This window comes from Sorangium sp. So ce394, assembly GCF_051474665.1.
GTDB lineage: Bacteria > Myxococcota_A > Polyangia > Polyangiales > Polyangiaceae > Sorangium > Sorangium cellulosum_D.
In genome coordinates this window covers 13,538,538-13,559,754 of the sequence record NZ_CP150339.1, presented here as the reverse complement: position 1 = coordinate 13,559,754, position 21,217 = coordinate 13,538,538, and the positions used below count along the sequence as shown (strand labels likewise).

At 74.9% G+C, this 21,217-nt stretch carries 14 protein-coding genes; 11 read left to right on the top strand and 3 right to left on the bottom strand.

The genetic code is table 11. From position 1 onward, the window contains the following. The first annotated feature begins 888 nt into the window (after window positions 1–888). From WMF33_RS50100 to WMF33_RS50060, 9 genes are all read left to right on the top strand, one after another. Window positions 889–1,914 carry a hypothetical protein gene (locus WMF33_RS50100; protein WP_437335200.1) on the top strand — a complete coding sequence of 342 codons (1,026 nt, stop codon included), beginning with the start codon at window positions 889–891 and terminating at the stop codon, window positions 1,912–1,914. A 105-nt stretch (window positions 1,915–2,019) separates the two neighbouring features. Further along, the gene (gene miaE / locus WMF33_RS50095; RefSeq protein WP_061623067.1) at window positions 2,020–2,616 is read left to right on the top strand and encodes a tRNA isopentenyl-2-thiomethyl-A-37 hydroxylase MiaE; all 597 of its coding nucleotides are present in this window, start codon (window positions 2,020–2,022) and stop codon (window positions 2,614–2,616) included. 9 nt (window positions 2,617–2,625) lie between these two features. Continuing rightward, window positions 2,626–4,089, top strand: a complete 1,464-nt coding sequence (locus tag WMF33_RS50090; protein WP_437335199.1) for a hypothetical protein — start codon at window positions 2,626–2,628, stop codon at window positions 4,087–4,089. Window positions 4,090–4,338: 249 nt separating this feature from the next. Next, complete coding sequence (locus WMF33_RS50085) at window positions 4,339–4,821, top strand: ATP synthase F0 subunit B (protein ID WP_236644363.1); 483 nt, start codon at window positions 4,339–4,341, stop codon at window positions 4,819–4,821. Further along, a complete protein-coding gene (locus WMF33_RS50080) occupies window positions 4,818–5,840 on the top strand; it encodes a F0F1 ATP synthase subunit B family protein (RefSeq protein ID WP_437335198.1) in 1,023 nt (340 codons plus the stop codon). Before WMF33_RS50085 ends, WMF33_RS50080 begins: the two co-directional genes overlap by 4 nt. After that, window positions 5,837–6,379: an ATP synthase F1 subunit delta gene (atpH, locus tag WMF33_RS50075; RefSeq protein WP_437335197.1), complete on the top strand. Its 543-nt coding sequence runs from the start codon at window positions 5,837–5,839 to the stop codon at window positions 6,377–6,379. Before WMF33_RS50080 ends, atpH begins: the two co-directional genes overlap by 4 nt. Before the next feature lie 116 nt (window positions 6,380–6,495). Next, window positions 6,496–8,397, top strand: a complete 1,902-nt coding sequence (atpA, locus tag WMF33_RS50070; RefSeq protein ID WP_437335196.1) for a F0F1 ATP synthase subunit alpha — start codon at window positions 6,496–6,498, stop codon at window positions 8,395–8,397. Window positions 8,398–8,403: 6 nt separating this feature from the next. Beyond that, window positions 8,404–9,372 (top strand): ATP synthase F1 subunit gamma, encoded by a 969-nt coding sequence (atpG, locus tag WMF33_RS50065; RefSeq protein WP_437335195.1) that lies wholly within the window; start codon window positions 8,404–8,406, stop codon window positions 9,370–9,372. Between the two features lie 195 nt (window positions 9,373–9,567). After that, window positions 9,568–10,173 carry an L-threonylcarbamoyladenylate synthase gene (locus WMF33_RS50060; RefSeq protein ID WP_063823771.1) on the top strand — a complete coding sequence of 202 codons (606 nt, stop codon included), beginning with the start codon at window positions 9,568–9,570 and terminating at the stop codon, window positions 10,171–10,173. Window positions 10,174–10,693: 520 nt separating this feature from the next. On the opposite strand, the gene WMF33_RS50055 is transcribed toward WMF33_RS50060, so the two are convergent. Both WMF33_RS50055 and WMF33_RS50050 read right to left on the bottom strand, forming a co-directional pair. After that, complete coding sequence (locus WMF33_RS50055) at window positions 10,694–11,629, bottom strand: DNA-methyltransferase (RefSeq protein ID WP_437335194.1); 936 nt, start codon at window positions 11,627–11,629, stop codon at window positions 10,694–10,696. Continuing rightward, a complete protein-coding gene (locus WMF33_RS50050) occupies window positions 11,626–12,537 on the bottom strand; it encodes a penicillin-insensitive murein endopeptidase (RefSeq protein WP_437335193.1) in 912 nt (303 codons plus the stop codon). The genes WMF33_RS50055 and WMF33_RS50050 overlap by 4 nt, the downstream gene beginning before the upstream one ends. A gap of 297 nt (window positions 12,538–12,834) precedes the next feature. Here WMF33_RS50050 and WMF33_RS50045 point away from each other — a divergent pair, with 297 nt between their 5' ends. Further along, entirely contained in the window at window positions 12,835–14,412 is a 1,578-nt protein-coding gene (locus WMF33_RS50045; RefSeq protein WP_437335192.1) for a hypothetical protein, read from the top strand. A 217-nt stretch (window positions 14,413–14,629) separates the two neighbouring features. Here WMF33_RS50045 and WMF33_RS50040 read toward each other — a convergent pair whose 3' ends face one another. Beyond that, on the bottom strand, window positions 14,630–15,565 hold the full coding sequence (locus WMF33_RS50040; RefSeq protein ID WP_437335191.1) for a hypothetical protein: 936 nt from the start codon (window positions 15,563–15,565) through the stop codon (window positions 14,630–14,632). Between WMF33_RS50040 and WMF33_RS50035 the strand changes: the two genes are divergently transcribed. Then, the gene (locus tag WMF33_RS50035; RefSeq protein ID WP_437335190.1) at window positions 15,525–21,176 is read left to right on the top strand and encodes a cellulose synthase; all 5,652 of its coding nucleotides are present in this window, start codon (window positions 15,525–15,527) and stop codon (window positions 21,174–21,176) included. The genes WMF33_RS50040 and WMF33_RS50035 overlap by 41 nt on opposite strands. The last annotated feature ends 41 nt before the right edge of the window (window positions 21,177–21,217 follow it).

Below are 21,217 nucleotides of genomic sequence, written 5' to 3'. Positions count from 1 at the left end.
CGCTGCTCTGAAGTCCGCTCCACGAAAATAGGTTTCGGGGGCGACCGAAGAAACCGTCGCCCCCAACTTATCCACAGGTCTCCCAGCGAGGACTCGCCTCTAACTTCTGGAGATCACTGTGTTATTCTGAATGTAATCGAACGGCGTGTCGACTTTTCAACAGTCCGCCCACGTCCGCTTCGCCCTCGGGAAATCGTCCGCATGCCTCCATGGAATGCGGGGGGATGGTACGGCCCCACTGCACCGGCGCTCGGCTCGGCATCCGCCGAGCACACCGATCGAGGTGGGGGTGCAACCGTCGCGTCGAGGTCCATTGCATTGGAAGACAGATCGGCACAGCCGTCCCCCATACCGCCTCACAGAGCTCGGTAGCCCGCAGCGCCCCTTTCGGGGCCACCCTTTGGAGGACCCGGTGCGGCGCAGGACCGCCCCGAGGACGAATCCGAGGTAGCACCGGGTGAGTCCGGGCGTCTATGCCCAACTGCGAAACCTGACTCAAGTATCGAACTTCATTGGCTTAATTTCAGTCCCTGGCGCACTGCGAAAACGGCTTCGCGGCCCCCGCGCTCTGCCCTCCGGACACCAGGCGCCAAAACTCCCGACGCGGGTCGGTGATTTTCACGACGCGCTCACGATTGCAGAGCAAAACCCGCTCATCTCGTCGTCAAGAGGCTAAAGGCAGCTGATTTTCCAGCTTTTTTGGGAACGCGGAGGTCGTCCAGCACAGACCGACCGGCGCGAGGCGTTCTCGGGGGGCCGAGAATTTGTCCCCAGGGCCTCGGTCTGAGGTATGGCGAAGCGATGCGGTCGGGGATCCGGTTGACAAGGGGGGCCCTCCTGGCGCAGCGGCCGTCGCGCCGGGCGGCGTCGACGACCGCCGCGCGGGCCATGGCCTTCTCCGCTGCAGGCGCGCTCGCGCTGGCGGCGGCCGCGGGGCCGGCGGCGGCCGAGGAGCTGCCGCCGCAGCTCGCCTACGCCTACGGAGAGAACGAGACGCCCCGCGCCGCGGCCCTCGGCGGCGCGCTGCGCGCCCTCGGGAACGGGACGTCGGCCATCTTCCTGAACCCGTCCGCCATGGTGGAGACCCGCGTCTACCACCTCCAGGCGCTCTTCCAGGGCAGCCCGGAGGCCGAACGCCACGCCTACGGCGGCGTCGTCGTCGACTCGGTCACGGGGAACCTCGCGGGCGCGCTCTCCTTCGTCGGGGGCTACGTCGACATGGGCGAGGGCGGGCTCAGGCGCTCCTACCTCGACGCGCGGGCGGCCCTCGCCTACCCGATCACCGATCGCATCTTCGTCGGGGTCACCGGCCGCTACGCCAAGATCACGCAGGACGGCACCCGCGGCGGGCGGTGGCTCGACGCCGGCCCGGTCTCCGGCGGCCTGCGCGACAAGGACGACGCCGTCGTGAGGACGAACGCGGCCGGCGAGGCCGAGAGCATCCCGGTGGGGCGCCACTCCTTCGTCAACGAGTTCACGTTCGACGCCGCGCTCACCGTCAAGGCGACCGACAACCTCTACATCGCCGCCGTCGGGCAGAACCTCACCTTCCCGGACCACGGGCTGCTCCCCACGACCGTCGGCGGCGGCGTCGGGTTCGGCACCGACGACTTCTCGATCGAGGTCGACGGGCTCGCCGACCTCCACTCCTACCGCGAGACCTCGTACCGCCTCATGGCGGGCGGCGAGTACCTCGTGGCCGATCGCTTCCCGCTCCGCGCCGGCTACCGCTTCGACCAGGGCGCAGGCCAGCACGCGCTGTCGCTCGGCGCCGGCTACGTGGGCACCCAGTTCGCCGTCGAGGGCACCGTGCGGCGGGCGCTCGCCAGCGGAGGACCCACCACGTTCGTGGTCGGGCTCTCGTACCACCTCGAGTCGAGCGGGCTGACCCGCGCGCAGTCCGAGGGCCTGTAGCCCGCCTCCGTCGCGAGGGCTCCGCGCCGGGGCGCGACGGCTGGCCGCCGCCGCCGCCCGCCTCCCCCTTCTCGCCGCGCCGCGCCTGCTCTAGGTCGGCCCTGCGTGCTGTGCCTGACCCTACCGACCGATCCACGCTGGGCTGACGTGGCGCTCGCCGACCTGCCGGCGCTCCTGACCGACCACGCCCACTGCGAGATGAAGGCGGCGTCGAACGCGCTGTCCCTCGCCGCGCGCTGGCCGTCGATGCCGCGCCTCGCGCGCGCGCTCGTCGACCTCGCCGAGGAGGAGCTCCGGCACTTCCGCGCGCTGCTCGACGTGATCGAGCAGCGCGGCCTCGCGCTCGGCAAGCCGGAGACCGACGTCTACGCGAGCGAGCTGCGCAAGGCGGCCTCCACCACCTGCGCACGCAACGCGAAGGCCGCCCTGGTCGATCGGCTGCTCGTCGGCGCCATCATCGAGGCCCGCTCCTGCGAGCGCTTCCGCCTGCTCGCCGACGGGCTCGCCGCGCGCGCGCACGAGCTCGCGCCGCTCTACGAGGAGCTCTTCGCGTCCGAGGCGCGGCACTACCGGACCCTCGTCGATCTCGCCGTCGAGGTCGCCGGCGACGAGGTCGCGACGCGGGCGCGGCTGGCCGAGCTCGCGCGCGCCGAGGGCGAGATCGCCGGGCGGCTCGGGACGGCACCCGCGGTGCACGGGTAACGGGGGTAGATGCGCATGGAGATCGATCTGCTCCGCCTCGATCGGGACGTCGCTCGAGCGGCGCGCGCGCTCCGCGCGGCGCTCGGCGACATCACCCGGCGCGGTCCGGCCCCGCCCGCCGAGGACCAGGGCGGCCCGAGCGCCGCCGAGGCGCGGGCCCGGCTCGAGAACCCGCTCGAGCCGTTCCGGCGCGCCAGCGCGCGGTCGACCTACCTCGAGCTCACCGGCAAGACCCCCGGCCTCGGCGCGGAGCTCGGGCTCGCGAGCCCGACGGCGGCCGCCGCGCCGGACCCGACCGGCCTCGCGGCCCCGCTCGCCGACTGGGTCTACACGCTCACGCTGGAGCGGGTCGTCTGGCCCGACCGCGTCCGGCTCGCCGCCGCCTGGCACGCGGCGTCGCTCACGATCGATCTGCCCGAGCCGGCGCGGGTGTCGCCGCGCGAGGCGCGGCTCCGGCTGCTCGCCGATCCGACCGACGCCGGACGGCAGACCTTCGCGGAGGTGCTCGCCCGCGGATCCGGCGCGGTCGCCGACGCCGCGCGCATCCTCGTCGAGCGGCGGCACGAGGCGGCGCGGCTGCTCGCGGAGGAGGGCCTGCGCGCCATCGAGATCCCCTGCGACCCCCCGGACGCCGCGATCGCCGCCGCCGAGGCGCTGCTGCGCCGGACCGAGCCGATGATGGAGCGCGCGCCGACCTGGTACGGCGCGCTCGGGCGCGCCGTCGGCCGCGACGCGGCGTCGGGGTGGCCGGCGCGGCTCAGCCCGCGGTGGATCGAGGAGCTGTTCCGCGCGACGAAGCTCACCGAGGGCCTCGCGATCGATCTCGGGCCGCTGCCGCGCCCGCTCGGCGCCGCCTCGTTCGCGCGCGCGCTCGCCCGCTTCGGCGCGGCGCTCGCGCGAGCGTCGGGGCGCGGGCCATTCGCGCTCGCCCGCGCGCCGTTCGATCTCCGCGAGGCGCGCCGCGCCGCGCTGTTCGGCGGCCTCGTCGCCGATCCCGTCTTCTGCGCCCGCGCGCTCGGGCTCGGCCGGGGCCGCGCGCTCGATCAAGCGCGCGCGACCGCGCGGAGCCTCCTCCTCTCGATCCGCCTCGACGCCGCGACCGTGGCGCTCGTGTTCCGCTCCGGCCAGGACGGAGGCGGGCACGTGCTGCTCCGGGGCGCGCGGGACCGCAGGGATCGCTTCGAGGAGGTGACCGCGCGCGCGCTCGGCGCGCCGATCCCGGGAGCGCTCGCCGGGGTCCTCCCGGCGCTCGATCCCGGCGCGACCGCCCGGCTCGCCGGGGCGGTCCTCGCCGCGCGCGATCGCCGCGATCTGATCGAGCGCTTCGACGAGGACTGGTTCCGCAACCCGCGCGCGGCCGAGGCCCTCCGCGACGACGACGGCGCGCCGAGGTCGACGGCGTCGCGGCGCGCGAGCGAAGCCGATCTCGAGGCGGGCCTCGGCGAGCTCGTGCGCGCGCTCGCGAGCCTCTAGCGTCCGGTCCAGCGCGCAAAAAACGCGCGCTCGGAGCGGCCCGATCGCGCCGGCGAGCGGGCGCATCGAGCGGCGAACGCGAGGGGCGCGCAAGCGCTGCGCGGCGCGAAGAGGCGGGCCGGCGGCCCTGCCGAGAGCCCTTCCAGCTTTGACTGACACGTGCTAGGTGCCGGCTCGCGAAATCGCCCCCCTCCGGGGCGCGCGGCGAGCAGCTCCCGCTGCGCCGCCCTCGTCGCCGAACAAGCACCCGTGAATCCGAACGCAATGCACCCTCTCCTCGCGTCCGGCGCCAGCGCCATCTCCGTCGACTTCGATCTGACGTTCCTGGCGCAGGTCGTCCTGTTCTCGACGTTCGTCGTCGTGCTCAAGCCGCTGCTGTTCGATCCGCTGCTCCGCGTCTTCGAGGAGCGCGAGCGGCGCACCGACGGCGCCAAGCGGGAGGCGCGCGAGATGGACGAGCGCGCGGGCGAGCTGCTCACCCGCTACGAGGCCGAGATCGAGAAGGTCCGGCGCGAGGCCGGGGTCGAGCGCGAGCGGCTCCGCGCCGAGACCGCGAAGATCGAGGCGCAGATCATGGCCGAGGCCCGCGCCGAGACGGCGCGCATCCTCGAGGACGGCAAGGCGAAGATCGCGGCCGAGGTCGCCCGCATGCGCGGCGAGCTCGCCGCCGCCCAGCCCGCGCTCGCGGCGGAGATCGCCGCCAGCATGCTCGGCCGCGAGGTGCGCCAGTGAAGAAGACGCTCCGCCGCTCATCGCTCGCGCTCGGCCTGGCCGCGGCGCTCACCGCGGGCACGGCGCTCGCGCAGCAGCCGGCCGCGCAGCCGCAGCCCGCCGCCCAGCCCGGGCTGCCGCCCGGGCACCCGCCCGTCGGCGCGCAGCCGGCGCAGCCCGGCGCGGCCCAGCCCGGCGCGGCCCAGCCGACGCCCCGCCCGCGCGAGGCGCAGCCCGGCCGGCCGCTCGGCCCGGGCGGGCGCCCGCTCGTCCCGGGCCACGGGCTCCGGCCGCAGCCGGGCATGCAGCGCGCGCGCACCGCGCCGCCGGAGACCACGGAGCACGCCTCGCACGGCGAGGAGCACTGCCCCGGCCACGGCCCGACCGATCCGCCGCCCCACGTCAACTGGTGGCACGGCCTCATCGGCGTGAACAACGAGGCGGCCGCGAAGGGCGGCATCAACGCGCTGCTCTGGCGCTACCACAACGAGCAGAACCCCTGCGATCCGAAGAACGAGCCGCCGCCGTTCCTCGCCTCGGTCCTCAACGTCAGCCTCCTCGCGTTCATCATCTACCGCTTCGGGCGGAAGCCGATCGCCGAGGCGCTGAAGAAGCGCAAGCAGACGATCACGCAGGAGCTCGACAACGCCTCGCGCCTCAAGGAGGAGGCCGAGGAGCGGCTCGACGAGTACGAGGACAAGCTCACGCGGCTCGAGGAGACGCTCGCGGAGCTCAAGGCCGAGCACGCGGCGCAGGCCGAGCGCGAGAAGGCCCACGTGCTCGCCGAGGCGGAGCAGCGCCGCGTCCGGATGCGGCGCGACGCCGAGTTCCGCATCGAGCAGGAGCTCAAGGCGGCGCGCGCCATGCTCCTCCAGGAGGCGGTGCAGAGCGCCGTGGCCGCGGCCGAGGAGCTGCTCCGGCAGCGCGTCGGCCGGGAGGACCTCGAGCGGGCCAACGAAGAGTACCTGAAGGCCATCCCCGCGGCCGTCTCCGCCGGCGCGACCCGCCGCGGGGCCCAGACCACCGGAGCAGCGATATGAGCTACGAGGCCGTCGCCCGACGCTACGGGCGCGCGATCTTCGAGATCGGCAAGGAAACCGGCACCCTCGCGGCCCTCGCCAGGGAGATCGGGGACGCCAGCGCGACGTACGCGGCGAGCGAGGAGCTCCGCCTGGTCCTCGACAACCCGCTCATCCCCGAGGCGCAGCGCGAGGAGCTGCTCCGCGAGATCGGCGCCCGCGCCGGCTTCTCGGAGGTGACCAAGAACACGCTGCTGCTGCTCGCGCGCAGGCGGCGGCTCGCGGCGCTGCCCGAGATCTCCCGGCAGCTCGCGCTGCTCGTCGATCAGGAGCAGAACGTCGCCCGGGCCGTGGTCACGAGCGCGGGCCCGCTGACCAGCGATTACCTCGACCGCCTCCGGGCCGAGCTCGAGAGGGCGACCGGCCGGAAGATCTCGATCACCCACAAGCAGGATCCCTCGCTCATCGCGGGCGTGGTCACCCAGATCGACGATCAGGTGATCGACGGCAGCCTCCGGACCCGGCTGTCGGCGTTCCGTGAAAACCTGCTCCGAACCTGAGGGGACGCGAACACGCACCCCTGTTTCCCACGAGGTCGGGGCTCGGCGTTCGCCGACCCCTTGACCTTGACGACGTTGACTCCGAAGCCCAAGCGTCTCCGGACAGAGGACTCCGCATGCAGCTCCGCGCCGAAGAGATCTCTCAGATCATCAAGAAGCAAATCCAGAACATCGACAAGGCCGCCCAGGTCACCGAGACGGGCACCGTGCTCACGGTGGGCGACGGCATCGCCCGCGTGCACGGCCTGAGCCGCGCCATGGCCGGCGAGCTCGTTGAGTTCACCGGCTCGGAGGGCGCCAGCCTGATGGGGCTCGTGCTGAACCTCGAGCAGGACAACGTGGGCGCCGCCATCTTCGGCGATACGAGCCTCATCAAGGAGGGCGACGCCGTGAAGCGCACCGGGCGCATCATGGAGGTGCCCGTCGGCGAGGCGACCCTCGGGCGCGTCGTCAACGCGCTCGGCATGCCGATCGACGGCAAGGGGCCGCTCGAGACGAAGGAGCGCCGCCGCGTCGAGGTGAAGGCGCCCGGCATCATCCAGCGCCAGCCGGTCACCGAGCCGATGCAGACCGGCATCAAGGCGATCGACGCGATGATCCCGGTCGGCCGCGGCCAGCGCGAGCTCATCATCGGCGACCGGCAGGTCGGCAAGACCGCCGTCGCGGTCGACGCGATCATCAACCAGAAGGGCAAGGGCGTCATCTGCGTCTACGTCGCGATCGGCCAGAAGCTGTCGACGGTGCGCCAGGTGGTGGACAAGCTCGATGCGCACGGCGCGCTCGAGTACACGATCATCGTCGCCGCGACGGCGAGCGAGACCGCGCCGCTCCAGTTCATCGCGCCATACACGGGCGTGACCATCGGCGAGTACTTCCGCGACAGCGGGCGCCACGCGCTGTGCATCTACGACGACCTGTCGAAGCAGGCGGTCGCGTACCGCCAGCTCTCGCTCCTGCTCCGCCGCCCGCCGGGCCGCGAGGCGTACCCGGGCGACGTCTTCTACCTCCACTCCCGGCTCCTCGAGCGCGCGGCGAAGATGGCCGACGTCTTCTACGTCGTCTCGAAGGGCACGAAGGTCGAGGGCGGCGACCCGGCGTACCGCGGCGTCGACGGCAAGGCCCACGTCGGGGCGCACGGGATGCACTCGGCGAAGGACTCGCTCTGGAAGACGGTCGACGCGGCCCTCTTCGAGAAGCTCGAGCAGGCGCGCAAGGAAGAGAAGAAGGACGAGATCAAGAAGCTCGAGCAGCAGCTCTCGGATAAGGCGAAGGCGAGCGACTACGAGATCGTCCGCGATCCGAAGTCGGGCGGCTCGCTCACGGCGCTGCCGGTCATCGAGACGCAGGCCGGCGACGTGTCGGCGTACATCCCGACGAACGTCATCAGCATCACGGACGGGCAGATCTTCCTCGAGGCCGACCTCTTCTACTCCGGCGTCCGCCCGGCCATCAACGTCGGCATCTCGGTCAGCCGGGTCGGCGGCAACGCGCAGATCAAGGCGATGAAGTCGATCGCCGGCACGCTCCGCCTCGACCTCGCGCAGTACCGCGCCATGGCGGCGTTCTCGCAGTTCGCCTCGGACCTCGACGCGAAGACCCGCGCGCAGCTCGAGCGCGGCGCGCGCCTCACCGAGATCCTGAAGCAGGGCCAGTACGTGCCGCTCGCCGTCGAGAAGCAGATCCTCATCATCTACGCCGGCACGCAGGGGCTGCTCGACGACCTGCCGGTGAGCTCGCTCGCGCGCTTCGAGGACGAGCTCTACAAGTTCGTCGAGGGCAAGCACCCGCAGATCTTCGCGGACATCCGGGAGAAGAAGGCGCTCGACGACGACCTCAAGTCCCGGATGACGAAGGCGATCGAGGCCTACAAGAAGCGGTTCGTGGTGGACGCGCGCGGCGCCTCGACCGGGGCCGCCGCGGAGGCCGCGGACGACGCGGGCGACGAGGACGAGGAGGCGCCGGCGCCCAAGGCGAAGTCGAAGAACGGGAAGAGCGCCTCGAAGGCCAAGGAAAAGTAGGCAGCCGTGCCCAGCCTCAAGTCCATTCGCAAGCGGATCTCGAGCGTCAAGTCGACGCAGAAGATCACCCGCGCCATGAAGATGGTCGCGGGCGCCAAGCTCAACAAGGCGCAGCAGCGCATCACCGAGCTCCGGCCCTACGCCGTGAAGGTGCAGGAGGTGCTCTGGCAGATCACGCGCGATGCGGTCGCGGCCTCCGCGGCGGAAGCGGCCGCGGCGGCGGGGACCGGGGCGGAAGGCGAGGCGGGCGCGCTCGCCGGGCGGGAGGGGGCGGCGCATCCGCTGCTCGTGACCCGCCCGGAGCGGCGCGTGCTGCTCCTCGTGCTGACGAGCGACCGCGGGCTCTGCGGCGCCTTCAACACGAACATCAACAAGCGCGCCGAGCGCGAGTGGAAGAGCCGGACCGAGGCCGGCCAGGAGGTCCAGCTCGCGGTCATCGGCCGCAAGGGGCGCGACTACTTCAACCGCCGCAACGCGCCCATCCTCGAGTACCTGCCCGGCGTCTGGGACAAGCTCAGCCTGGAGACGGCGCAGGCGGTCGGCGCGAAGATCCTCGCCCCGTTCAACAAGGGCGAGATCGACGCGATCTACCTCGTTTACAACGAGTTCAAGAGCGCGATCACGCAGACCGTCGTCGTCGAAAAGCTCCTGCCTGCCGGCGGGGCGGCGCAGGAGCAGGCGGACGCGGGCGATCACGCCTCGCCCGGGGCGGCCGCGGAGTTCCTCTACGAGCCGGACAAGGGCGCGCTCCTGGAGCGGCTCGTCCCGATGTACGTGGACATCTCGATCCTGCGCGCGCTCTACGAGTCGATGGCCAGCGAGCTCGGCGCGAAGCTCACGGCGATGGACGCCGCGAACAAGAACGCCAAGGAGATGATCGACACCCTGACGCTCGAGTACAACAAGGCGCGTCAGGCGGCGATCACCAAGGAGCTCATGGAGATCATCGGCGGCAGCGAGGCGCTCAAGGAGTAGCGCCGCGCGTCCGCCGGGCCTGCCGGGCCCGGGACGGCTGCCTCGCGGCCGTCGCCGGTCTGCGGCCGGCTCGTCTCTCGGGGCGTCGCCCCGCCCTCTTCCGTCTCAGCAACCGCTCGTCGGGCCGGCAGCGCTGGTCGCTCCTCGCGGCCAGCACTGGCCGAACCGCCCGGGCGACCCCATGGTGTCGGTCCCGTGCTCCAGCCTATCAACCCCGATCATCCGGAGCCGCGCAAGATCGCGCGCGCAGTCGACCTGCTGAACAAGGGGGAGGTCATCGGCTACCCGACCGACACCGTGTACGGGCTCGGGTGCGACCTGATGAACAAGCAGGCGATCGAGCGCGTGTACCAGATCAAGGGGATGCGCCAGAACAAGAACCTCGCGTTCATCTGCCCCGATCTGAGCGACATCGCGCGCTACGCGATCGTCGAGAACCAGGCGTACCGGCTCCTCAAGCGCTACCTGCCGGGGCCGTACACGTTCATCCTGCCCGCGACGCGCGAGGTGCCGAAGTACGTGCACCTCAAGCAGAAGACGGTCGGCATCCGGGTGCCGAACCACCCGGTCGCGCTCGCGCTGGTCCGCGCGCTCGGGCGGCCGCTCATCAGCACCACCGCGGCGCCGCCGGGCGAGGATCCGATCATCGATCCGGGCGAGATCGACGACCGGTTCCCGGGGCTCGCGCTCGTGCTGGACGCCGGGACCGGCGGGTCGGTGCCGACCACCGTGATCGACCTGAGCCAGGGCGACGTGCAGGTCGTCCGCGAGGGGGCGGGGCCGACGGACGAGCTCGTCTGAGGCGGAGCCAGGGGCGCGCGGGGATCCGAGCGGATCGGCCCCCTGGGAGGGAGGCGGTCGCGCGGCACGGCGCGGGGGCCCCGCCGAACTCGCCTGGAACCTCATCCGTCCGGCGCGAGCGCCGGACGAATGAGGTTCCAGGCTCAGACATCGGCCCATCCCCCGCGCCGTGCCGCGCGACCGCCTCCCTCCCAGGGGGCCTGCGGTCTACGCGGACGCCGGGCGAGGCGGCTGCAAACCTTGATGCAAGCGTTGAAACGGGCTTCTCGGTCGACGAGTTGGCCATTTCAAGCCTTGAGATGGGTCACTGGGCGGCCGAGTTGGCCATTTCAAGCCTTGAGATGGGTCACTGGGCGGCCGAGTTGGCCATTTCAAGCCTTGAGATGGGTCACTGGGCGGCCGAGACGGCACTTCAAGCGTTGAAAGAGGCGGCTGCGCCTTGAGGCGCGGCCTTGCAAAGGGGCGACGCCGCGGCTGAGCGCGATCCGTGCGTCGCGCCAGGACCTCCCGGCACGCGGAGCTACGGCTCAGCCCCATCGCGAAGCGCTTCGGGCACCTCGAGCAGGCTGTACGCGATCCCCTCCCGGTCGAGCCGCTCGCGCGCCGTCGCGAACGCGAGCTGGCTGCGGTCGCCGCCGACGAAGCGGCGGCCGAGCCGCGCCGCCGCGACGAGCGTGGTGCCGCTGCCGCACATGAGGTCCGCGACCGTCGCGCCAGGCGCGGACGAGGCGCGGACGATGCGCTCCAGGAGCCGCTCCGGCTTCTGCGTGGGGTAGCCGGTGCCCTCGCGGCGCAGCGGGGTGTTGGCGACCATCCCGGGGATGTCGGTCCACACGCTCCCGAGCCGGCGGCCCTCGTCGGCATAGTACCGGTACGCCTTCCCGCCGAGGACCCGCTCGCGGTAGAGCCGGCCGTCCTCGTCGCGGTGCTTGAAATGCATCGCGAGGCTCGTCTCGGCGAACGGCTCGCGGAGCATCGGATCCGCGGCGTTGTAGACCACCTGGCCGCGCTCGCCCGCCGCGCGGGCATAGAGGAGGATCGTCTGGTGCGTGACCGAGAACCCGCGCGCGCCACGGCCGCCGTTGCCCGGCGCCCAGATGATCTCGCCGAGGAACGCGCCGCGGCCGAAGAGGCGATCGCACGCGACCTTCGCGTCGTGGACCGCGCGGTGATCGAGGTGCAGGTAGAGCGTCGCGCCCTCGGCCATGCGGTCGCGGATGGCCTCGAGGCGCGGGGCGAGCATCGCGACGAGCGCCTCGGCGCCCGCGCGATCCTCGTACGCGTCCGGGCCGCTCTCCGGCCGGCGACGCCCGCGCGCCTGGCCGCGCGCCGCCCGCGCGGCCATCGTCGTGCCGACGCCGAAGGGAGGGTCGAGGTAGACGAGATCGAACCGCACGTCGGCAGGGAGCGCCGCGCAGACGTCGGCCGCGTCGCCCAGGGCGAGGAGGTGGCTCACAGCGCGCTGTCGGGGGCGGCCACGCGGGAGCCCGCAGCGGCACCCCCGGGCAGGAGGTCGTCGAGGATCGCGGCGGCGAGGTCGACGTCCGGCGGCGGGACGAGCTGCGGGACCGCAGGCAGCCACGGCCAGTACGGTCCGCCGCCGAGGCAGCCGGAGAGGAACGCGTCCGGCGTGCACGCGACGCGGAGGTGGAGGTGATCGGCGTGCGCCGTGCTGTCGCCCGGCTGGAGCAGCACGCTCTCGGCGACCCAGACGAGCTCCGGGTCCTCGCCGAGCGCGCGGGCGTACTCGATGATCAGCGCCTCGAGCCAGCGGGCCACGAAGAGCCACTGGACGTGCGCGTCCGGCGAGCGGACGAGCGACTTCACGAGCAACCACTCGCGCTCGACGTCGAGGCGGACGTACTCGTCCGCGTCGGACGACGCGGACGACATCGGCGCCGCGCCGCCGCCGGCGATCCGCGCGAGCCCGTCCGGCCCGAAGTCGATGAAGCCGGGCGAGCGCACCGGGCGGCCGTCCGGGGTGAGCGCGTAGAGCAAGAGGTCCGCGTCGCGCCCGGTGCGGTGCGACCGGTGCCCGCGGGCGGCGCCGCCGTAGCGCGCGGAGAGATCGCCGACGAGGAGCGGCTCGCCGCCCGGCCGCGCCCGCGCCACCTCGGCGGCGGCCCGCTGGACGGCGGCGACCAGCCCGGCCGTCCCCCACCGGACGCCGTTGCTGCGGAGCAGCCGGTAGCCCTCGCCCTGCCTCGGGAGCTCGACGGCGTCGGTGATGACGCCGTGGTGCGGCACGCCGATGGAGCCGCGGAGCGCAGGGGCGAGCGGCGTGGGAGACGCGCCGACGCAGGCCGCGCAAGAGAGCGCGACGAGCGCCAGCAGGAACAGGGTGAGGAGGGCACGGCTTCGCATGACGAGACGACGATCGGGCGCGCCGCCGGCCCCCGCCGCGCCGGCCCGCGCTTGCGGCCCGCGGCGACGCCCCGGCGTCGCTCCTGCCGCGATACCCTCGCCGGCGCCGGAGGGAAAGTTCTCGAGGACGCGGCCCCGCCCGCCGCGCCCGCGCACTCCGGCCGGCGGCAGGGGCGGGGCCGGACCCGCGCCGCAGCAGGGGCGGCGCCGGTCCGGCGCGCGCCGCAGCAGGGGCGGCGCCGGTCCGGCGCGCGCCCCCTGCCCTCACGCCGCGATCAGCGCTAACACCCACCGCCCATGGAGCCCAACCACCGCGCCCCCCAGGGGAACACGAGCGCGGATCGACGCCCGCCCACGCAGGATCGACGCCCGCCCACGCCGATGGGGGACCGGCGGCCGGACGCGGAGGAAGAGCCCGAGGGCGTCGCCTGGAAAGGGGCGCTCGCCGTCGCGCTCGTCGTCGGTGGCCTCGTCGTGTGGCGCGCCTGCTCCACCCCGGATCGCGCCGCGAGCGACGCCGCCGCGCGGCCCGGCGCGAGCGCCGCGGCGCCCGCGGCGAGCGATCCGGCCGACCCCGCGGCGGCGCCGCAGCCGCCTTCGCCGCGCTGCGCGGCCGCGGGCGCGGCGCCGTTCGTCATCGGCGACGCGCCGCCGGCCCCGCGCGCGCCCGACGGCGCGGGGGGCGGCGAGGCGGAGGGCGCCGAGGACCTCGCGCCGTTCGCCGTCGAGGTCGGCCGCGGGACGACGTTCTCCGGCGGGTTCGCCGTGGGCGCGCAGCGGGAGGCGGAGGGCGGGACCGTCGCGATGGTGGCCACGCTGTCGGCCGACGGCGCGCAGGGGAAGCTCGTCCGGCTCGCGCGATCGCGCGGCGACATGGATCCGCCGGTCGTCACCGGCGCGGGCGGCGCGATCCTCGCCGCGATGCTCGAGCCGAACGCCGGCGGGCGCGCCATCAAGGTCGCCAGGATCGAAGGGGAGCACGTCACCTGGGGGGCCGAGCTCGCCGAGGGGCGCGACGAGTCGCTCGCGCTCGACATCGCGGCGTCCGGCGAGCGCGCGGTCATCGTCTGGGACGACGTGACCCGCGACGGCAAGCGGTCGCGGATCATGCTCGCCTCCGCCGACGTGGGCACGCTGCGCTCGGTCACCTCGGCCCGCCCCGTCTCGCAGCCGAGCACCGACGCCGAGATGCCGCGCGTGATCGGCCGGCCCGGCGGCTACTGGCTCGCGTACGTCGCGCGCGCCGAGGAGCCGGCGCGAAAGGCCGCGGAGAAGCCGACCGACGGCAACGAGGACACCGAGGCGGCGGGCGAGACGATCACCCACCAGTGGCTCGAGGTGGTCCCGCTCGACGAGGCCGGCGCGCTCACGTCCACGCCGCGCGCGATCACGCCCAAGGACGGGCACGTGCTCGCGTACGACCTGACGCTCGCCGGCGACGACGGCCTCCTCCTGGCCTTCCGCGACGACGACACCCCGAGCGGCTCGATCGGCGGGCGCATCAGCGCCGTGCTGGCGCGGCTCGGCGGCGCCAGCGAGCCGCGCGTGCTCGTCGGCGGCGATCGCGAGCAGGACGCCCCGCCGGAGGCGGCGCTGGGCGTGGGCGCCGGGGTCCCGGCGCTCCTGCCCGGCGTCCGGGGGCAGGGCGACGGCGCCGCCGCGTGGCTCGCGATCGCGAACGCCTCGGGGCCGACGCAGCTCGCGGCGCTCACCGCGCGGGGCGAGCTCGCCGGCGGGCTGCACGCGGAGCCGGCGCTCGGGCGCGGCGAGCCCATCGCGGCCTCCCAGGAGGCGCTGCTCGTGGCGCACCCGGCCGGAAAGGCGATGAAGCTCGGCCTGCTGCGCTGCGGCTTGACAGCCCCATCCAACAAGTAAACCCGCGCCGGATCGGGGAGCGCGCCGGCGCTCGAAAGAGGAGCGCGCGTGGCTCGCGCAGGCACCTGGACTGTGGATTGAGGGCGCGCGGATGTGTAGCATCCGCGACGGTGGCCCACGGGGACGATCCGCAAGAGGGAGCGTCGCGCCGGCCTGGCTTGCCCAGCTTGCCCGGAATGCCGGACCAAGCTGGCTGGGAAGCCAACGCCGACAACGCTCAAATGACGCGCGCGAGCGCGCAACCTTTGTCCGGCGCGAAGACGCTGCTCGTCGGCACAGGCACGCCGAAGCTCGGCGCGCTGCCGAACGCGAACGCGCCGCCGGGCGGTGAGCCGTCGCCGGGCGCGAGCGCGCCGGCAACGGCGACGCCGCTGCCGAACGCGAGCGCGCCGGCGACGGCGACGGCGACGCCGCTGCCGAACGCGAACGCGCCGGCGACGGCGACGCCGCTGCCGAACGCGAGCGCGCCGGCGACGGCGACGGCGACGCCGCTGCCGAACGCGAACGCGCCGGCGACGGCGACGCCGCTGCCGAACGCGAACGCGAACGCGCCCGCGACGGCGACCCCGCTGCCGAACGCCAGCGCGCCCGCGACCGCGAGCCCGCTGCCGAACGCGAGCGCGCCGCTGCCGCCGAACGCGCCCGCGGGCGCGGGCGCGCTGCCGCCGCCGAACCCGCTGCCGCCGCCGAGCGTGCCGCCGCCGGGACCGAACCGGACGCCGGTCCCGAGCGCGCCCCCGCCCGTACCGAGCCGGCCGCCGCCGCTGATCCGCCGCAAGGACGGCAGCGTCGCGACCGGCCCGCTGCCGCCGCCGCTGGCGCCGCCGTCGAGGCCACCGCCGCCGCTGCCGAGCAGCGCCCCCAAGGCGCCGGCGTCGGCGCCGGGCTCCACCCGGACCGGCGCTCCGCCGCCCGCGCCGCGCGGCGACGTGCCGCCGCCGGCCCGCGTGCCGCGCGTCCCGGGCCAGCGGCCGCCGAGCCCGAACCGCCCCCCCGGCAAACCGGCGCCGGGCTCGCAGCCGGGCGCGCCCACCCAGACGTCGCCGGCGACCGTCAACTTCGACGCGAGCACGACGCCGATGCCCATCTCGGTCGACCCGACCGCGACGCCGATGCCCATCTCCGTCGAGCCGAGCTCGTCGCCGACGCCCATCTCGGTCGAGTCGATCGAGCCGATCGCGGTGCTCGAGCCCGCGCCCGACTCGGCCGCCGCGCCGGCGCCCCCGGCTGCGCCCGCTCTGGCCGCGCCGTCGGCTGCGTCCGCGCCGGCCGCGCCGCCCGCTCTACCCGCGCCGTCGGCTGCGTCCGCGCCGGCCGCTCCGGCCGCGCCGGCCGCCCCGCCCGCGCCCCCCGCTGCGTCCGCTCCAGCCGCCGCGTTCGCGCCGGCCGCCCCGGCCGCGCAGGCCATCCCGCCCGCGGCTGCGTCCGCGCCGGCCGCCGCGCCCACGCCCCCCGCCCCGCCCGTCCAGCCGTCTCCGGCGACGGCGCGCTCGGCCGCCAGCCCGCCGGCCCCCGCGACGCCGCGCTCGGCCGCGAGCGCGCACGCGCCGGCCCCGCAGAGCCCTCAGGCCGCGCACATCGCCGCGCCGGACCCCGTCGCGGAGCTCCAGCAGCGCGCCGAGCGGCTCAAGGCCAGCGATCCGGTCGGCGCGGCGCGCGCCCTCGTCGAGCTCGGCATCCACGAGGAGCGGGTGCTCAGGGACACCGCCGCCGCGCGCCGCTCCTACGAGCAGGCGCGGCAGCTGTCCCGCACGCTCGAGCCCGCGGTCTCGCGCGTCCATCGCCTGCTCAACGCGCGCACCGAGCTCGCCTTCGCGCTCGAGGTCGTCGACGACAAGCTCCGCGTCGCGGACACCGACGCCCTCCGCGCCGACCTCCTCGCCGAGCGGGCGCGCCTGCTCCAGGCGCTCGGTCGCACGTCGGAGAGCTGCGACGCCTTCACCGAGGCGCTGCGGCTCGTCCCGCTCCACGCCGCGTCGCTGCGCGGGCTGGAGATCGCCCTCCGCCGCGAGAGCGCGCGCGGCTCCGAGCAGGCCGGGAAGGACCTCGCGGCGCACCTCGATCGCCTCGCCGAAGCCTACGCCCCCGGGCGCGGGCGGCCGGACGGCGACGCCCAGCTCACCGCCTGGGTCCACGTCGAGCGCGCCGCCGTCCTCGATCGGAAGCTCCACAAACCGGAGCTCGCCCTCGCGTCCCTCGAGGGCGCGATCGCGTTCGATCCGGGGCCCGGCCCCGTGCGGGAGGCGCTCCGCCGCCACCTCGTGCACCACGACGGCATCGTCGGCCTCGTCAGCGCGCTCTCCATGGAGGCCGAGCACGAGCGCGACGACGAGCGCGCGTCGCGGCTGCTCTACACGGCGGCGCGGCTGCTCATCGACAAGATCCGCTCCCCCGCCGACGCGGTGCCGCTCTTGACGCGCGCCTCCTTGCGGGCCCCGTCCGGCTCGCCGACGGCGCGGCGCGTGGTCAGCGAGCTGATCCGCCTGCTCGAGGCGAGCGGCGCGCTCGAGCTCGCCGCCAGCGTGCGCCAGAAAGAGCTCGCGCTCCTCACCGACAACGAGGCGATCGTCCACGAGCACGTCCGCCTCGCGGAGCTCTACGACACCCTCGGCAACGCGGAGCAGGCCGCCCTCCACGCGACGCGCGCGCTCGCGCTCGACCCCGACGACAGCTCGACGCGGGAGCGGCTCGACCGCGCCCTCCAGCGCCTCGGCCACCACGCCGAGCGCGTCGAGGTGTGGACCGCCGTCGCCAACGCGGACCGGCCCACGCACGTCCGCGTCGCGGCGCTCCTCCGCGCCGCCGACATCTCCGAGCACCACCTGAAGCGGCGCGACGAGGCGCTCGCCATCCTGCGCGCCGCGTGGGCGATCGACCCGGGCAACGGCGCCGTCTTCGACGCGCTCTCGGCGCTGCTCGCGCCGGATCCGCTCGCCGTCGAGGAGGATCCGCGCGGCGTGCAGGCGCGGCTCGACCTCTACACGCAGGCCGCCAGCGCGACGGACGACCCCGCGCGCAAGATCGGGCTGCTCGAGAAGCTCGTCTCCATCTGGGAGGACGAGCTCGCCCAGCCCGCCCGCGCCATCGAGGAGATCGAGAAGATCCTCGAGATCGACCCGGAGCGGCGCGCCGCGATCCTCGCGCTGCAGCGCAACGCCATGCGCGCGGGCGACGCGCAGCGGCTCGCGCGGGCGCTCTGCGCCGAGGCCAACCTCACGGGCAGCCCGGTCCAGCAGCGCCGGCTCCTCCTGCGCGCCGCCGAGGTCACCGAGCTCAAGCTCGGCGATCGCGATCGGGCCTCGTCGCTCGTCGACCGCGCGCTCGCGATCGATCCGGCCGATCCGGACGCGCTCCGCGCGCGCTTCCGCCTCGACGAGCGCGCCGGCCGGTACGAGGAGGCGCGGCGCGCGCTGGTCAAGCTCATCCAGCGCGACCCCGCGGCAGACGCGGCGTTCAGCCTCTGGATCGAGGTCGCGTCGCTCGACGAGCGGCGCCTCAAGCGGCCGCACAGCGCCGTCGAGTCGTACCGGGAGGCGGCGCGGAAGCGGCCGTCGCACCCGCTGCCCCGGATCGAGATCGCGCGGCTCCTCCGCGAGACCGGCAACTACGAGAAGCTCGTCGAGGTGCTGAGCTCGCTCGCCGACGAGGCGCAGCGGCCCGACGACCACGCCCGGCTGCTCTTCCAGGCGGCCGAGGTGCAGGAGCTCGCGCTCGGCCGCGATCAGGACGCGCTGCGCCTGCTCGCCCGCGCCGACGCCGCGCTCGCCGGGGGCCAGCCCGATCCGGCGATCCTCGACGCCATGGAGCGCATCTACGTGCGCGCCGGGGGCGCCGGCTTCGGCGTGGGCATCGGCGCGCCCGCCGCGCACCGGCCGACGACCGGCGCGCGCGCGCCCAGCCTGCCGGGGATGTCCCACTCCATGATCGCGAGCGAGCTCGCGGGGCTCTACGCGCGCTGGCTCGAGCGCAAGCCGCCGGCGCTCGTCGATCACGCGCTCCGGATCTCCCTCGCGCTGGTCCTCGCGGAGAACAGCCCGCGGCAGGCCATCGAGATCCTGGAGGGGCTCGTCGCCGTCGTGCCGAACCACGTCCCCGCGCTCCGCATGCTGGAGCAGCTCTACCGGCTGCTCGAGGCGCCGACGTCGCTCGCGACCGTCCTCCGCGCCGAGGCCGAGGTGTTCACCTCCGCGTCGGCGCGCGGCGGCGCGCTCTGGGAGCTCGCGTCGCTCGAGGAGCAGCTCGGGCCGGGCGCCGCGCTCGAGGCGCTCGCGCGCATCGTCAAGGAGGCGCCGCGCGACGCGGCCGCGCACCTGTCGATCCTCCGCATCGCCGGCAAGAACGGCCCGTCCGATCCGGCCGGGGCGCGGGTCGAGGCCCTCTTCGCCAGCGCCATCCGCGACAGCCGGGAGCTGACCGCCGATCCCACCGCCCGCGCGCTCTACTTCATCGAGGAGGCGCTCCTCGCGGAGGCGCAGGCCGACGCGGACCCCGCCGCCGCGCGCGCCGCGCTCGCCGGCTTCCAGAGCGCCCTCGCGCTCTGGCCGGAGAGCCTCCTCGCGGCCCGCGGGCTCGACCGGCTCGCGCAGCGCCTCGGCGATCGCGCGAGCGTCATCGCCGCGCAGCTCGCGCTCGCCGACCTCGTCCTCGGCGAGCCCGCGCGGGCGATGCACCTCGTGCGCGCGGCGGAGCTCACCGCCGAGGAGGCGTCCCCCGAGGGCGCCGCGCGCGCGCTCGAGCTGTACGAGAGCGCGCTCCGCGCGGACCCGGGCTGCGTCGCCGCGGCGCGCGCGCTGGCCCAGCGGCTCGCGGGCGACCCCCAGCGGCTCACCGACCGCCTCGGCGAGGCGCTCGGCAAGGCCACGAGCCGCGAGGCGATCTCGCTGCTCGGCACCGAGATCGCCCGGTCGGTGCTGCAGCACCACGGGCGCCCGGGCGCGATCGACCCGGGCGTGGGCATCGCGGCCGTCCGGCGCGTCATCGCGACGATCCCGAACGACGCGTCGGCGCAGCTCCTCCTCGCCCGGCTGCTCACCGCGCAGCGCGTCTGGCTGGAGGCGCGCGACGCCCTGAAGCGCGCCGTGGGCGCGGCGGCCGACGCCGAGACGAAGATCGCGGCGCAGTTCCTGATCGCCGATCTGTACGAGGGGCCGCTCGCGAACCCGGCGCTCGCCCAGGACGCGCTCCAGGCGGTCCTGTCGATCGACGCGCAGAACCGGCCCGCGCTGGAGCGGCTGCACAAGCTCGGCGTCGCGCGCGGCGATCACGCGCTCGCGCTGCGCGCGCTCGGGCGCCTCGTCGAGCTCTCGACCGACCCGGGCGCGCGCGTCGAGGCCGCCCTGCGCCTCGCCGACGCCTACCGCGACGCCGGCGACAACGCGGGCATGGTCCGCACGCTCTGCGAGGCGATCGTGAGCTCGCCGAGCAGCGACACGCGCGGGTGGACGGCGCTCGCCCGCCTCTACCGCGTCGACACGAGCGAGGGCGCGGCGGCGTACGCCAAGGCGCTCGCGCAGCTGATCGAGCTCGCCGGCGCCCGCCGGGTCTCGCCCGATCCGCGCTGGCTGACGACGCTCGGCCTGCTCGAGTCGACCCTGCTCATCCGGCCGCGCGACGGGCTCGCGCACCTCCAGCAGGCGGTCGCCCTCCCGGGCGCCCCGCCGGAGTCGCGCACCGCCCTCGGCCGCGGCCTCGAGGCCGCGGGGCGCAACGCGGAGGCGGTCCAGGTGCTGCGGGACGTCCTCACGTCCGACGCGGAGGTGTTGACCCGGCTGCCGGATCTCGGCCCCGCGCTCGCCGCGCTCGAGGCCGCGCTCGCCAAGGACGGGCGCGCCGAGGAGCGGGTCACCGTGGAGGAGGTGCGCGCCTGCCTCGGCGAGGTGTCGCCCGACCGCATGGCCCGGCTCAGGGGCCGGCGCGTCCCCTCGGAGGCGCCGTACGCGGGGGCGTTCGCGGGCCCCGAGATCGGCCGGCTGCTCCTGCCGGAGGCCCGGAGCCCGTGGATCGACGTGGCGCTCGCGATCGCGCCGATCGCCGCCAAGGCGATCCGCTTCGAGCTGAGCAACCTCGGCATCAGCTCGCGCGAGCGGGTCAGCCCGCGCGACAACCACCCGACGCGGCAGCTCGCCGAGCGGGTCGGGCGCGCGCTCGGCATCGAGGCGTTCGAGCTCTACCTCGTCCCGTCGTGGCAGGGCGCCGCCCGCGTCTTCCCGGGCGATCCCCCCGCCATCGTCGCGCCGACGTCGTTCACCGAGCTGCCGGAGCTGGAGCAGACCTTCGCGCTCGCGCGCCTGTTCGCGCGGGTCGCGGTCGGCTTCACGTTCCTCGACGAGATCCCGGCCGAGGCCACCGACGGCCTGCTGCTCGCGTCGCTCCGCACGATCGACCCCGGCTTCGGCTCGGGCGCCGTCTCGCCCGCGCGCGAGCACGCCACCCAGCAGATGCTCCCCGGCGTGCAGCGGGCGATCGGCCGCCGGCAGCGCAAGATGCTCGAGGAGGTCGCGTCGACCGTCAACGTGTCCTACGACGCGCGCGCGTTCGTCATCGGCCTGCGCCGGAGCGAGTACCGCATCGGTTACCTGCTCTCCGGCGACGCGCTCGCCGCGGTCGACTACCTCCGCCGGTACGATCGCGACATCGCCCGCTCGACCGAGGAGCCGCGCCTGCTCCTGCAGCACCCGGTCGCGAACGAGCTCCTGCGCTACGCGCTCTCGGCCGACGCTTACGCCGAGCGCCGCCGCGCGGGCTCGGTGTGGCCGGCCGTCTAGACCTCACCGCCTCATCTCCGACGACAGCGGCGCACACGGGC

What these genes read in the sequence shown, in the direction of transcription:
- WMF33_RS50035 (WP_437335190.1), top strand. Translation starts at nt 15,525, where the DNA reads ATGCCCATCTCCGTCGAGCCGAGCTCGTCGCCGACGCCCATCTCGGTC.
- WMF33_RS50090 (WP_437335199.1), top strand. Translation starts at nt 2,626, where the DNA reads ATGCGCATGGAGATCGATCTGCTCCGCCTCGATCGGGACGTCGCTCGA.
- WMF33_RS50040 (WP_437335191.1), bottom strand. Translation starts at nt 15,565, where the DNA reads ATGGGCGTCGGCGACGAGCTCGGCTCGACGGAGATGGGCATCGGCGTC.
- WMF33_RS50100 (WP_437335200.1), top strand. Translation starts at nt 889, where the DNA reads ATGGCCTTCTCCGCTGCAGGCGCGCTCGCGCTGGCGGCGGCCGCGGGG.
- WMF33_RS50050 (WP_437335193.1), bottom strand. Translation starts at nt 12,537, where the DNA reads ATGCGAAGCCGTGCCCTCCTCACCCTGTTCCTGCTGGCGCTCGTCGCG.
- atpH (WP_437335197.1), top strand. Translation starts at nt 5,837, where the DNA reads ATGAGCTACGAGGCCGTCGCCCGACGCTACGGGCGCGCGATCTTCGAG.
- WMF33_RS50045 (WP_437335192.1), top strand. Translation starts at nt 12,835, where the DNA reads ATGGAGCCCAACCACCGCGCCCCCCAGGGGAACACGAGCGCGGATCGA.
- atpA (WP_437335196.1), top strand. Translation starts at nt 6,496, where the DNA reads ATGCAGCTCCGCGCCGAAGAGATCTCTCAGATCATCAAGAAGCAAATC.